General features: G+C 40.1%; 16 protein-coding genes. 12 read left to right on the top strand and 4 right to left on the bottom strand.

All coding sequences use genetic code 11. The annotated features are described in order from the left end of the window. Positions 1-4: 4 nt before the first annotated feature. From ACHUFV_RS06970 to ACHUFV_RS06945, 6 genes are all read left to right on the top strand, one after another. Positions 5-622: a hypothetical protein gene (locus tag ACHUFV_RS06970; RefSeq protein WP_394232864.1), complete on the top strand. Its 618-nt coding sequence runs from the start codon at positions 5-7 to the stop codon at positions 620-622. Between the two features lie 176 nt (positions 623-798). Further along, positions 799-1,995 carry an MFS transporter gene (locus ACHUFV_RS06965; RefSeq protein ID WP_394232863.1) on the top strand — a complete coding sequence of 399 codons (1,197 nt, stop codon included), beginning with the start codon at positions 799-801 and terminating at the stop codon, positions 1,993-1,995. Positions 1,996-2,190: 195 nt separating this feature from the next. After that, positions 2,191-3,450 (top strand): Y-family DNA polymerase, encoded by a 1,260-nt coding sequence (locus ACHUFV_RS06960; RefSeq protein ID WP_394232862.1) that lies wholly within the window; start codon positions 2,191-2,193, stop codon positions 3,448-3,450. Positions 3,451-3,481: 31 nt separating this feature from the next. Further along, positions 3,482-3,814: a YolD-like family protein gene (locus ACHUFV_RS06955; RefSeq protein ID WP_394232861.1), complete on the top strand. Its 333-nt coding sequence runs from the start codon at positions 3,482-3,484 to the stop codon at positions 3,812-3,814. A 73-nt stretch (positions 3,815-3,887) separates the two neighbouring features. Continuing rightward, positions 3,888-4,055, top strand: a complete 168-nt coding sequence (locus ACHUFV_RS06950; protein ID WP_394232860.1) for a hypothetical protein — start codon at positions 3,888-3,890, stop codon at positions 4,053-4,055. A 106-nt stretch (positions 4,056-4,161) separates the two neighbouring features. Beyond that, positions 4,162-4,488: an iron-sulfur cluster biosynthesis family protein gene (locus tag ACHUFV_RS06945; RefSeq protein ID WP_394232859.1), complete on the top strand. Its 327-nt coding sequence runs from the start codon at positions 4,162-4,164 to the stop codon at positions 4,486-4,488. A gap of 36 nt (positions 4,489-4,524) precedes the next feature. On the opposite strand, the gene ACHUFV_RS06940 is transcribed toward ACHUFV_RS06945, so the two are convergent. From ACHUFV_RS06940 to ACHUFV_RS06930, 3 genes are all read right to left on the bottom strand, one after another. Then, positions 4,525-5,442 (bottom strand): alpha/beta hydrolase, encoded by a 918-nt coding sequence (locus ACHUFV_RS06940; protein WP_394233413.1) that lies wholly within the window; start codon positions 5,440-5,442, stop codon positions 4,525-4,527. A gap of 114 nt (positions 5,443-5,556) precedes the next feature. After that, entirely contained in the window at positions 5,557-5,688 is a 132-nt protein-coding gene (locus ACHUFV_RS06935) for a hypothetical protein (RefSeq protein WP_394232858.1), read from the bottom strand. 57 nt (positions 5,689-5,745) lie between these two features. Then, a complete protein-coding gene (locus tag ACHUFV_RS06930; RefSeq protein WP_394232857.1) occupies positions 5,746-6,651 on the bottom strand; it encodes a hydroxymethylglutaryl-CoA lyase in 906 nt (301 codons plus the stop codon). 140 nt (positions 6,652-6,791) lie between these two features. Here ACHUFV_RS06930 and ACHUFV_RS06925 point away from each other — a divergent pair, with 140 nt between their 5' ends. The 3 genes from ACHUFV_RS06925 to ACHUFV_RS06915 all read left to right on the top strand — a co-directional run bounded on the left by ACHUFV_RS06925 (position 6,792) and on the right by ACHUFV_RS06915 (position 8,555). Beyond that, the gene (locus ACHUFV_RS06925; RefSeq protein WP_394232856.1) at positions 6,792-7,478 is read left to right on the top strand and encodes a CoA transferase subunit A; all 687 of its coding nucleotides are present in this window, start codon (positions 6,792-6,794) and stop codon (positions 7,476-7,478) included. A gap of 85 nt (positions 7,479-7,563) precedes the next feature. Continuing rightward, positions 7,564-8,232, top strand: a complete 669-nt coding sequence (locus tag ACHUFV_RS06920; protein ID WP_394232855.1) for a CoA transferase subunit B — start codon at positions 7,564-7,566, stop codon at positions 8,230-8,232. A gap of 80 nt (positions 8,233-8,312) precedes the next feature. Next, positions 8,313-8,555 carry a YqkE family protein gene (locus tag ACHUFV_RS06915; protein WP_394232854.1) on the top strand — a complete coding sequence of 81 codons (243 nt, stop codon included), beginning with the start codon at positions 8,313-8,315 and terminating at the stop codon, positions 8,553-8,555. Positions 8,556-8,618: 63 nt separating this feature from the next. Here ACHUFV_RS06915 and ACHUFV_RS06910 read toward each other — a convergent pair whose 3' ends face one another. Then, positions 8,619-9,536 carry an aldo/keto reductase gene (locus tag ACHUFV_RS06910; RefSeq protein ID WP_394232853.1) on the bottom strand — a complete coding sequence of 306 codons (918 nt, stop codon included), beginning with the start codon at positions 9,534-9,536 and terminating at the stop codon, positions 8,619-8,621. Between the two features lie 102 nt (positions 9,537-9,638). Between ACHUFV_RS06910 and ACHUFV_RS06905 the strand changes: the two genes are divergently transcribed. From ACHUFV_RS06905 to spoIIM, 3 genes are all read left to right on the top strand, one after another. Next, on the top strand, positions 9,639-10,190 hold the full coding sequence (locus ACHUFV_RS06905) for an NUDIX hydrolase (protein ID WP_394232852.1): 552 nt from the start codon (positions 9,639-9,641) through the stop codon (positions 10,188-10,190). Beyond that, the gene (locus ACHUFV_RS06900; protein ID WP_394232851.1) at positions 10,191-11,348 is read left to right on the top strand and encodes an endonuclease Q family protein; all 1,158 of its coding nucleotides are present in this window, start codon (positions 10,191-10,193) and stop codon (positions 11,346-11,348) included. A gap of 92 nt (positions 11,349-11,440) precedes the next feature. Continuing rightward, complete coding sequence (spoIIM, locus tag ACHUFV_RS06895) at positions 11,441-12,082, top strand: stage II sporulation protein M (protein WP_394232850.1); 642 nt, start codon at positions 11,441-11,443, stop codon at positions 12,080-12,082. The last annotated feature ends 37 nt before the right edge of the window (positions 12,083-12,119 follow it).

Genomic DNA, 12,119 nt, shown 5'->3' with positions numbered 1-12,119 from the left:
GACCATGGAAAGAAAAGTCTATTTAGTTCTTACTGATACCGGCACGCTTTTTACTAGAGTGATAAAGTTTTATACAAAAAAGCCCTACAATCATGCTTCTCTTTCTTTTGATCCTCACTTTTTAGAGCTGTACAGTTTTGGAAGAAAGAGGCCGCGAAACCCATTTACGGGAGGATTTGTTAAGGAAAGTATTCACACCGGTTTGTTAAAGCAAGCGAAATGTGCTATTTATTGCTGTACGATTACAGAGGATCAGTTTTTGAAAATGAACCAATTTATCCAGCAGATAGAGTCACAGAAGGAGCTTTATCGTTATAATTTATTGGGCGTATTTGCCATTCCTTTTAATAAAGAAATTAATCGTGAGTATAGGTTTTTTTGCTCACAATTTGTTTTTACCGTATTAAAGGAGGCACATGTGATTGAGTTATCGAAGCATCCTTCACATGTTACACCAGATGATTTAAAGCAAATACCGCTTTTTCAATTAGTCTATCAAGGTGATTTTGAAGATTATAAACACGCTTCTGAAGTAGAAGAAAATAAAGACAGCCATTTCAACCGTTCCGATTTAGTTAGGTTAGTCAGAAAAAAGCTTAGAATGCTTACACACCCGCTTTAGTAGAACGGATAATTTTGTACCTGCAGCAGTTTAGGTTCCCAAATAGGATTTGGGAGCTTTTTTATTGACGACTGCTTGATTGTCAGGTATGATAAAATTCTTTTGAACTTGTAAAATTTCATTTTTGTACGTTAGCAACTTTTATATTATGAAAAACTTATAAAAGAGGTGTTCTTATGTCGGCCGATCAACGGAAAAAGCTGATTGTTTTAATGATTAATATGTTTATTGCGATAGGAAGCTTTGGTATTGTTATTCCCATTTTGCCTGCTTATCTAGAGTCTATTAACCAGGGAGGAACAGCTGCGGGTTTAATGATTGCCATCTTTGCCGGCGCCCAGCTTGTTTGCTCGCCAATTTCTGGAAAATGGACGGATCAATATGGACGAAGAAAAATGATTATATTCGGGCTTATCGGTCTAACCCTTTCAAGCTTTATTTTTTATGGTTTTGATTCGATCTGGTGGCTGTACGCTTCTCGCGTAATTGGTGGAATTGGCTGTGCCTTCCTCGTACCTGCCATTTTTGCCTATGTAGCAGATATTACTACGATGGATCAACGTGCTAAAGGGAACAGTCTAGTATCTGCCGCTATGTCACTGGGGATTGTTATTGGCCCGGGAATCGGGGGCTTCTTAGCTGATTTTGGTTTAAAAGCGCCTCTTTTAATTTCGGCACTTGTCTCACTTGCAGCAGTGATCTTTTCAGTTATTGTCCTGAAAGAAAGTCAAATCGCTCAGGAGGGCGCTTTAGATCTACCAAAAGAAGAATCAATGGCTAAAAAAATAGTACGGTCTGTTAAAATGCCTTACTTTATCCCGCTCATCATTACTCTTTCCATGAGTTTTGGGTTAATGTCCTATGAATCAGTGCTTGGCCTTTTTGTTGACAATCAGTACGGTGCATCACCACAGGATATTGCTATTATGGTTACATCAACGGGAATTGTTAGTGTGATTGTTCAGCTCTTTGTTGTTGACCGGATTGTCAGCCGCTACGGTGAAGCAACTGTACTGAATATTTTCCTTGGAGTAGCAACGTTGGGATTCCTTCTTTCCTTGCTCGCTTCAAGCTATTGGTTGTTCTTTGGGATTACTCTGTTAATCTTCCTGGCGACTTCCATTCTGCGTCCTGTTTTAAATACGCTTATTTCCAAGCTTGCTGGCAATGAGCAAGGCTTTGCGATGGGGATGAATAATGCCTATATGAGTATTGGAAATGTATTAGGACCAATGCTTGCGGGAATCCTTTATGATGTTGAAATCAGCTATCCATTCATTCTTGGGCTTATTTTATTAGTTCTGACATTAATAACAACTTTTGTTTGGCAGAAGCGTTCCTTCAATCAAAAGTCGATTTTGGGTACTAAATAATTCCTTTTATAGCTTATAACTTGAAGGAGTGTAAAACATAGAAGAACCATTAAGCTGTTTGCTTAATGGTTCTTTTGCTATTCTCATAATGGATTCTAAAAATTCCCATTGAATAAGAACGCATATTCGCTTACAATAATGAATAGAATAATACAGAACAAATGTTCTAAACAATAGTTCACGGAGGATGCGGTTATGATGGATTATAGTAAAATGCCGCAGCAGCAAATTTTATGCGTTGATATGAAAAGCTTTTATGCCAGCTGTTCTGCTGTTATGGAGGGTCTTGATCCGCTTGAATGCTATTTAGCAGTTGTGGGTGATAAAGAAAGGGAAGGCAGTATTGTTCTCGCTGCCTCACCGCGAATGAAAAAGGAGTTTGGCATCAAAACGGGGGCACGAAAGTTTGATATTCCGGATGACCCGCGGATTAAGGTGGTAGAGCCGAGGATGGCTACCTATGTTAGAATTTCGATGGAGATTATCCGTGTTTTCAACCGCTATGTGCCCAAAGAAGCCATTCATGCTTACAGTGTCGATGAAAGCTTTTTAAAGGTGGACGGAGCTGCTAATCTATGGGGAAACGCGGTAACAATTGCAGAAAAAGTCCGGGAGGATATTAAACGGGAATTTCAGCTTCCCTGTGCAGTCGGCATCGGGCCCAATATGCTAATGGCAAAGCTTTGCCTTGATTTAGAGGCGAAAAAACAAGGAGTAGCACAGTGGACGTATGAGGATATTCCGGAGAAGCTATGGCCGCTTTCTCCACTTCGCGATATGTGGGGGATTGGGCGCAGGCTGGAAAAAACTTTGAATGGAATGGGGATTTTTACAGTTGGCCAGCTAGCCCATTATGATTTAGACAAACTTGAGAAGAAGTTTGGTATTATGGGAAACCAGCTTTACCATCATGCATGGGGAATTGACTTGTCGGAAATAGGTGCTCCGATTATGGAGGGGCAGGTTAGCTTTGGGAAAGGCCAAGTGTTAATGCGTGATTATAAAGAAGTGGAAGAAATCAAGTATGTCATATTGGAAATGTGTGAAGAAGTGGCAAAAAGAGCAAGGACTCATCGGAAAGCAGGAAGAACGATCAGCTTTGGTGTCAGCTACAGCCAGGATGAATTTGGAGGCGGCTTTTATCGTTCAAGGACAATTGAACATCCGACAAATGTGACAATGGAGATATACCGTGTCTGCCTTGAGCTTTTTCATGAGCATTATCAAGGGAAAACGGTAAGGAAAATTACGATGGCTCTCAGTAATATCGTTGACGATGTTGACTTTCAGTTAAATTTGTTTGATTTGGATGGCTGGAAAAAGCATAAGCTTGGCTACACAGTTGATAAAATTCGTAATCGTTTCGGTTCTGATGCTCTTTTACGTGCTGTGTCTTATACAGCTGCCGGTACAGCCAGACAGCGGGCAAGGCTTGTTGGAGGGCATAAACAGTAAACCTGGGTAAAAGTAAGAAAGGTGGATAAGTATGATACGTGATCGCGGTCGTATTAAGTGGGTTTCGATGATGCTGCCCGAGCATGTCAAAGTTTTAAGGGAATGGGCAGAAGAAGATACCTTTGAAACGAAAAAAGAATTAGATGAGCAGCAACTAGAAATAATGAATGAAATCATTGCTGAGGCAATGGAATATAACCAGCCCGTTACGATTATTCACTTTCGGGACAGGAAATATGAACTGCTGGTTGGTCAGATCAATAACTGGGATGGTCTGAACGGTCGTCTTCATGTCGTAGATCGTTTTGGAGAGGAGCACCGAATTGAACTGCAAAATATCATGGATGTACAGCAGACAGGTTGAGAAATATGGAAATAACTGTAATGAGTTGAGCCGGTAAAGAGGAGCACTTTAAAAGTAAGGAGGTGTTTTTAGCATGCCAAGAGGAAAAGAACTGGAACAGCTTCCAATGGCCAACACGAGTGCTCCATCAATCGGTGATGACAAGAGTAAATACAACCGGACCAACCTAAGTGGAATGATGAAAGAGGAAAGACCGTCTCCAAGTATGGTGGGAAAGGAAGCAGAAGAAGACCAGGTGTAATAACAGCCTGGTTTTTTTAGATTAGAATGTGTATTACTACGGTCTCTTTCAAAAGTGTGCTACAATCGTCAATATGCTACATCGTAGAAAGGGAGCCGTGAAAGAAATGGAAATAACAATAACAGAGAAGGCAGCAGAGAAAATTTCAGAGTTCCGAAAAGGGAAGCAAGGTTTGTTGAAGCTGAAATATGATGCTGAGGAATGCGGCTGTGTTATGTGCGGCGTAACCAATTTATGGCTCGTAAGCAAATTGGAAGACGACGACTATGCCATTGAAACCCAAAATGGCAGTATCTATGTGGAGAAATCAAAGGAAGTATTTCTTGAAGATAACCTGACAATTGATTTTCATGAAGCAGCGTGTTGCTTCCAATTGAAAAGTCCGAATCAATATCTGAATCCAAGAATGAGTATCTTCGACAAAACCAAATAACAAGTAAGAGGGTGTGCAGATAGCCACCCTCTTACTTTATTCTTTTTTGGAATAAACAAACTCTAGTAAAAATTCATCGATAGCGGCATGGTAGGCCTCTTTATTCTCGTTTAAGGATTGGGCATGTGCGCCATTTTCAGCGAGAAACAGCATTTTGGGGCCAATTTTTCTCTCAAATAGCGCCTCTGACATAGACGGAAGAATATAGGTATCTTGTTTGCTGTGAATAAACAAGATTGGTTTCTTAATCTGGTGGATAACAGAAATAGGGGAAATATCACGTAGTGAGTACCTCTCCCTCATCCGAAGGAAGACGTCTGCAATTGGAAGCAGCGGCTTCGGTGTTAGCTTCATTTCGGTTTTCAGTAAATGAGAGAGCTGCTCTTTAAAATCGGAAAAGGAACAGTCAGAAATGTAAAAATCAGCACCGTCTTCAACCATTCCGGCATATAAGAGCATCGTTGCCGCACCCATGGACTCTCCGTGAATCCCCAGCAGTAAATCAGGACCCTTCTCTTGTTTCAGCCAATTTACAACCGCCTTTAAGTCAAACTTTTCATAATAGCCGTAGCTGGTGGTCTTGCCGCCTGATTCACCATGGCGGCGGTGATCATAGATAACAGCATTAAAGCCTCTTTCAAGGAAAAGATTCATATACTTAACGGAGTTGATTTTATTCTCTGTGACACCATGGGAAATAATAATATAGTGGTTAGATGAATGCGGTTCGACTAGGATCATTTTTAATTCATATCCGAAAGGGGAAGGGATAGTCACTTCTCTTTTAGGTAAATATTGAAACTCATCAGGATTGAAACGTCCGGCATCTTTTTCGCGGGTAAGAATGGAATGGTCGTCTTTTTTCTTTATATACATAATTCGGTTCGTAAAATACACACCAAAAGATGTAAGAAAGAAAATGAACGAAAAAAGAATTCGAAACAGTCTTCTCATCTTTTTCATTTGTATGCCTCCGAGCTTTATTTTCATGATGAGGAAAAACTGGATGCACATTTATTTTATCATCAGAAATTAAGTAAAACAAAAAAACCGCTTACAAGAAGCGGCTTATTGCTCTGAATTTTGCCTTTTAGTTGGATGTATAGCAGTTTCCAAATCTTCAGCAGCAATTGTCTGTTTCACTGTATCCGCAGTTGGCTTCCCTTTTTGGCTGTAGCCCTTTTCACGTTTTTGACTCAATTAATCCATCTCCTTACAAATAGAATACATCTATAACATGGATTAGAAAGAAGGAAATTATTCAGCGGTGGAATGAAGCCGATAAAACGCGCTCTCGATCGGGCTTGAAAGATAAGGGCGAACGAGGTCAATAGCACTGACTAACTTCGTTCCATCTACTCCTGTTTCAATTCCCATCCGCGAAAGCATGTATACGACATCTTCAGTTGCCACATTTCCGGTAGCTCCTTTTGCAAATGGACAGCCGCCCAGACCGCCGGCAGATGTATCAAACCGAACAATACCTGCCTCGAGGGCTGAATAGATATTTGCCAGCCCCATTTTTCGGGTGTCGTGAAAATGAGCTGTAATTAAATGATTTGGAAAATACTCTGTTATTTTAGAAAATAGGGAGTAGCTTTCATGTGGAGCAGCCATTCCGATTGTATCAGCGACACTAAGTTCGTCTACGCCGGCATCGATAAATTGCTGGCAAAGCTTGATTGTATCAGCTTCTACTATTTTTCCCTTGTAGGGGCAGTAAAAAGCGGTTGAAATACAAGCTCGAACAAAATAGCCTTTCCCTTTTAACTCCGTCACAGCGGGTACTAGCTCCTTCATACTCTCAGCTGTCGTTTTGTTACTGTTCCGTTTGTTAAATTCATCGCTTACCCCAACAAATACCGCTACAGCACGGCAAGGCGTCTTCAGTACTAGTTCAATACCTTTACGATTCGGAACAAGAACAATATGTTTCATTTTCGGATTGAGACATGAAGCAAGGATGTCGGATGCATCCCTCATTTGCGGAACCCACTTGGGTGAAACAAAGGAAGTTAGTTCCATTTCTTGCAGGCCTGTTTCCTGCAACCTCTTAATAAAATCTATTTTAATGGCAGTTGGAATAAAGTTTTTCTCATTTTGCAGACCATCACGTGGACCAACTTCAATAATCGTAACTTTTTTTGGTAAATGAAGTGTCATTTTTTTTCCCCCACATCATAATCTCAAGTTAGAAGGCAAATTTTTAACTAAACTATTTTTACTACCACTCTATGAAAGAAAGAATCACCTGATGCATAAGGCAGGCTGCTAGTAATACGAAGGAGTGTGGAGGTTGAGGAATGAAGAGAATTTATTCGTCATTTAAGGAAGCAATAGCGGAGATTAGCGATGGAGCAACATTGATGGTAGGCGGGTTTGGTTTATGCGGAATTCCAGAAAATCTAATTTTGGCATTAGTTGAAAAAAACGTACGGAATTTAACAATCATCTCCAATAATTGTGGAATCGATGACTGGGGTTTAGGTCTGCTTCTTAAAAATCACCAAATAAAAAAGATGATTGGATCCTATGTTGGTGAAAATAAAGAGTTTGAAAGACAAGTGCTTTCAGGAGAACTGGATGTAGAGCTGCTGCCACAGGGTACATTGGCTGAAAAAATCAGGGCAGGCGGAGCGGGAATTCCGGCTTTCTATACACCGGCTGGTGTCGGAACCCAAATTGCAGAAGGAAAGGAAATTCGGACGTATTATGGTAAGGAATATTTGCTTGAAGAGGCATTAATGGCAGATTTTAGTATTGTACGGGCGTGGAAAGGTGATAAGCTTGGAAACCTTGTCTATCATAAAACAGCTCGGAATTTTAATCCTATGATGGCTGCAGCTGGCCGGGTGACAATTGCCGAAGTGGAAACACTTGTCGAAGCGGGTGAGCTTGAGGCGGACCAAATTCATACACCCGGAATCTATGTACAAACCATCGTAGAAGGCAAACAGCAAAAGCGAATTGAGCGATTACGGATAAAATAAGAGATGAAATCTTAAGATTAGCAGCACAAGGAGTGATAGGATGCAGCTATGTGAGACTTAGCATAATGAAGGAGAGGAGCAGAACATGACAAATGGGAAAGAAAGTGTACGGGAAAGGATTGCAAGAAGAGCTGAGAAAGAAATTGAAACCGGTTTCTATGTAAACCTGGGGATTGGAATGCCAACGTTAGTGGCTAACTTTATTAGTGAGGATAAACAAGTGGTTCTGCAATCTGAAAACGGTCTCTTAGGCATCGGGCCATATCCAGATGAGCAGGAAGTCGATGCAGATTTAATTAATGCCGGCAAGGAAACGGTGACAGCCATCAAAGGTGCCGCTTATTTTGATAGTGCGGAATCCTTTGCAATGATTCGGGGTGGACATATCGATATCGCGATTCTCGGCGGGATGGAAGTCTCGGAAACAGGAGATTTGGCAAACTGGATGATTCCGGGAAAAATGATAAAAGGAATGGGAGGCGCTATGGATCTGGTTCATGGCGCGAAAAAGGTAATTGTGATTATGGAGCATACAAACAAAAAGGGTGAAGCCAAGATATTAAAAAAATGCAGCCTGCCATTAACAGGACAAAAAGTAGTCAATCGAATTATTACGGACCGTGCTGTTCTAGACGTTACTCCACTCGGTTTAAAGCTGGTAGAAGTGGCGAAGGGTTATACGATTGAAGATATTATTCAGTCAACTGAGCCAAGGTTATTGATTGATGATACTGTGGTCATCGGCGCTTACTAGAAAGCTACACTCAATTTGTCGTTTCTTCCCTGTACAGTCATGTTATAATATGGATATCATCATAAAAAGGGGAATTTGCCATGAAGAAAAGACAAGAGAAAAAAATACAAGCACAAGAAAAACCGGTTACCCTTGGTGATCTCCTGAACGCTGACCTGGTTAATGAACTAAAAGACAGGAAAAAAGAGCTGCAGAATCAAGAGGAGCAAAAGCGGTTAGCGCTGGAGGAACAAAAACGGGAAGAACGAAAATTGAAGGAAAAAAATAAATCATTTGAAGAATTGCTGAATGAAAGTACTGTTAACTGGAAGGATTTTAAATAAAAGAATGCAAAGGAAAAGCTCGAACTTTATTTAAAGTTCGAGCTTTTCCTTTGCTACTATCTGTTATCGATGCGCAGTGTATTTATTTTCCTTTGTATGCTGTTTGATGTAATCTATTTCATCAGCTGTTAAAGCTTTGCTGCTGACGGCACTAATATTTTCTTTTAACTGCTGGGTCGAACTGGCACCGACAATAACAGCAGCAACAGCAGGATGGGCGAGGTCGTATTGAAGAGCAATTTCATTAAACGGACGGCCAAATTGCGCTTGTAATGCTGGGAGCAGCTCTGTAAGTTCAGAAAAGGAGTAATCTAAATAGCCATTTTTCTTTACGGACAGAGATGCTTTTGCCAGCATTTTATCGCTCAACAGTCCCTTAGCCAGCGAGCCACGGCAGACTGCGCTTATTTGGTGCTTTTGCAATAGCAAAAGAGCCTCTTCCTCAGGTCGTCTGTCGAGAAGGCTGTATTGCATCATGACAGAGTCAATCGTTGATTTGGATGCATATTCTCGAATCACATTTGGCCGAATGGAAGAAATCCCGTAATAACGGATAGATCCTTCCTTTTTTAATTCTTCAAATGCTTCAATGGTTTCGTCAATAGGATCATCAATTGTCCCACCGTGCAGCTGATATAAATCGATATATTCCGTATTCAGTCTTGTTAGACTTTTTTTGACAGCTTCCTTTATGTACTCTTTTGACGGATCCCATCGCCATCCATCCTTTGCTTCATTCCAGTGGTTTCCCACCTTTGTTGCAATCACTACTTGTTCACGGACAGATTTGAGTGAAGTGCCGATGATTTTTTCATTTTCACCGAAATCATATAAATCAGCTGTGTCAAAGTAATTAATCCCTTCCTCAAAAGCCGCTCTTATGATTGTTTCAGCCTTATTTGGTTCTGTTCCTAACGACATGCAACCTAAACCGAGTGTTGATACGAATAAATCCGATTTACCTAAACGTCTTTTCTGCAAATTAAACACCTCCCATCTATTTATAACATATTTTTTTCCTCTAAATAGAGTATGATAACTATAGGTACTGCTAAATTTAAAATAGAACAGGGGTTTAAAAAGATGAGTCTCCTAGAAGAAAAAACGTTAACAACAGAAAAAATATTTTCCGGGAAGGTGATCAATTTACAGGTAGATGAAGTAAAACTGCCAAATGGGAAAACAGCTAAACGGGAAATAATTAAGCATCCCGGTGCTGTCGCGATTATTGCTGTAACAGATGAAAATAAAATTGTGATGGTTGAGCAATTTCGCAAAGCACTTGAAAAGACGATAATTGAAATTCCAGCCGGAAAGCTGGAAAAAGGGGAAGAGCCTCTTGCTTGTGCTAAGCGTGAATTAGAGGAAGAGACAGGCTATGATTGCGAGAGTATAGAACGATTAAATTCTTTCTACACATCTCCGGGCTTTGCTGATGAAATTGTCCATGTTTATCTTGCAAAAGGATTAACGAAGAAAGAAAATGCTGCAGGTCTTGATGAGGATGAATTTGTAAACCTTATGGAATTGACCTTGGATCAAGCTCAGTTAGCAATTAAGGAAGAACGAATTTGTGATGCCAAAACGGTATTTGCCGTTCAATACTTACAGCTTCAAGAGGTGTTGAAAAACTAGATGAATCATTATTATACTGATCTTCATATACATATAGGCAGGACAAAAAGCGGAAGAGCAGTGAAGATTACTGGAGCGAAGAGCTTAACCTTTTCTAATATAATTGCTCATGCTAGAGATAAAAAGGGTCTAAATATGATTGGGATAATCGACTGTCATTCACCGGAAGTGATTTTGGAAATGGAAGAGCATATGGAAGCAGAAGAATTAATCGAGTTACCTGGTGGTGGGCTTAGCTATGGAGGTTTAACAATTATTCCAGGGTCTGAGCTGGAAATTTACGATGAGACCTGTCATGGCCCCATTCATGTCCTGTGTTTTTTCTCAGATATTCCTACAATGAAACGTTTCTCTGATTGGTTAAGCAATCATCTGAAAAATATTCATCTCAGTTCACAACGAATCTATGTAAGTGGGAAAGAGCTGCAGTACACAGTAAAGGAAATGGGTGGATTGTTTATTCCAGCACATGTATTTACACCGTTTAAAAGTCTGTATGGAAAAGGTGTTCAAGAATCCTTAACAGAGGTATTTGATCCTGAATTGATTGATGCAATAGAGCTCGGATTAAGCTCTGATACATATATGGCAGACGGTATTAAAGAGCTTCATTCCTATACATTTTTATCGAATTCAGATGCACATTCACTAGGGAAAATTGCTCGAGAGTATCAAACAATTGCTATGAATGAACCGACCTTTGAGGAACTAAAGAAGGCACTTTCCAATCAGCAGGGCAGGGAAATAGTGGCAAACTATGGATTAGATCCTTTGCTCGGGAAGTACCACCAAACGGCCTGTGAAAAATGTCAGTATCCTTTTGATCCAAATGATGAAAAATGTGCAAACTGTGGTCATCATAAGTATATAAAAGGAGTAGCAGATCGGATAGCAGAGCTCTCTCAAGATTCGAAAAGGCCAGACCGCCCGCCATATATTCACCAAGTTCCGTTGGAATTTATTCCAGGGCTTGGACCGAAAATAATGGGAAAATTACTAGACCATTTTGGAACTGAAATGGCTATTTTACACGAAGTATCCAGTGAGCATTTGCAACAGGTTGTCCCGACTGCGATGGCTGAGCGAATTATAGCTGCCCGTACAGGTACCATACAGCTTGCTGCTGGCGGAGCTGGAAAATATGGAAAAATTATCTAGGGTCATCTCTAGTAAATTTCAATAGAATCATCGTCATAGATTGCAGCCTCCTGCATACAATGTAGTAATTGATTGGCAGGAGGAAGCAAATAATGAAGAAAAAAATGTACCAGAACGTTGTTGTCACACATTTACGCGAGCATTCCTCAATCTATCTTTTTGTGATTGTATTATTTTTAATGGGAGTTATTTTTGGTGCTGTAGTTGTCAACAGTTTGAGCTTTAGTCAGAAGGAAGATCTGTATTATTATTTGTCGCAATTTTTTGGACAAGTTTCAAATGGAAAAATAGCGACATCAAATGATTTATTTCTGCAGAGCTTTATGCATAACAGTAAATATATCGGTTTAATAGGTCTTCTGGGAATTTCAATTATTGGGCTTCCTATCATTTTGATACTATTATTTATGAAAGGGATGGTTGTTGGTTTTACGGTCGGATTTCTTGTGAATCAGATGGGCTGGAATGGATTTCTTCTTTCGTTTGTTTCAGTGCTGCCACAAAACTTTCTCATTATCCCTGTCTTTATTGTCACTGCGACTGTCGCGGTTACCATCTCGTTGAAAATGATAAAACGGCAATTTATGAAGAAAATTAGCGAACCTATTTTACCATTGCTGGGGAAATATGTCATGCTGTTTATCGCAGTTGGCTTTTTACTTGCCGTCGCTGCTGGAATCGAAGCCTATTTATCTCCTGCATTAATGAAGACGGTTATTGATTCAGTAGGATAGAAAAAGGTAGTCTATATTAATTGTTATATTATAATAA

The organism is Niallia oryzisoli, assembly GCF_043641075.1.
Lineage (GTDB): Bacteria > Bacillota > Bacilli > Bacillales > Cytobacillaceae > Bacillus_BD > Bacillus_BD oryzisoli_A.
This window is presented reverse-complemented; position numbering and strand designations above follow the sequence as displayed.

What these genes read in the sequence shown, in the direction of transcription:
- ACHUFV_RS06940 (WP_394233413.1), bottom strand. Translation starts at nt 5,442, where the DNA reads ATGAGAAGACTGTTTCGAATTCTTTTTTCGTTCATTTTCTTTCTTACA.
- ACHUFV_RS06970 (WP_394232864.1), top strand. Translation starts at nt 5, where the DNA reads ATGGAAAGAAAAGTCTATTTAGTTCTTACTGATACCGGCACGCTTTTT.
- ACHUFV_RS06920 (WP_394232855.1), top strand. Translation starts at nt 7,564, where the DNA reads ATGACAAATGGGAAAGAAAGTGTACGGGAAAGGATTGCAAGAAGAGCT.
- ACHUFV_RS06955 (WP_394232861.1), top strand. Translation starts at nt 3,482, where the DNA reads ATGATACGTGATCGCGGTCGTATTAAGTGGGTTTCGATGATGCTGCCC.
- spoIIM (WP_394232850.1), top strand. Translation starts at nt 11,441, where the DNA reads ATGAAGAAAAAAATGTACCAGAACGTTGTTGTCACACATTTACGCGAG.
- ACHUFV_RS06905 (WP_394232852.1), top strand. Translation starts at nt 9,639, where the DNA reads ATGAGTCTCCTAGAAGAAAAAACGTTAACAACAGAAAAAATATTTTCC.
- ACHUFV_RS06950 (WP_394232860.1), top strand. Translation starts at nt 3,888, where the DNA reads ATGCCAAGAGGAAAAGAACTGGAACAGCTTCCAATGGCCAACACGAGT.
- ACHUFV_RS06965 (WP_394232863.1), top strand. Translation starts at nt 799, where the DNA reads ATGTCGGCCGATCAACGGAAAAAGCTGATTGTTTTAATGATTAATATG.
- ACHUFV_RS06900 (WP_394232851.1), top strand. Translation starts at nt 10,191, where the DNA reads ATGAATCATTATTATACTGATCTTCATATACATATAGGCAGGACAAAA.
- ACHUFV_RS06945 (WP_394232859.1), top strand. Translation starts at nt 4,162, where the DNA reads ATGGAAATAACAATAACAGAGAAGGCAGCAGAGAAAATTTCAGAGTTC.
- ACHUFV_RS06925 (WP_394232856.1), top strand. Translation starts at nt 6,792, where the DNA reads ATGAAGAGAATTTATTCGTCATTTAAGGAAGCAATAGCGGAGATTAGC.
- ACHUFV_RS06930 (WP_394232857.1), bottom strand. Translation starts at nt 6,651, where the DNA reads ATGACACTTCATTTACCAAAAAAAGTTACGATTATTGAAGTTGGTCCA.
- ACHUFV_RS06915 (WP_394232854.1), top strand. Translation starts at nt 8,313, where the DNA reads ATGAAGAAAAGACAAGAGAAAAAAATACAAGCACAAGAAAAACCGGTT.
- ACHUFV_RS06960 (WP_394232862.1), top strand. Translation starts at nt 2,191, where the DNA reads ATGATGGATTATAGTAAAATGCCGCAGCAGCAAATTTTATGCGTTGAT.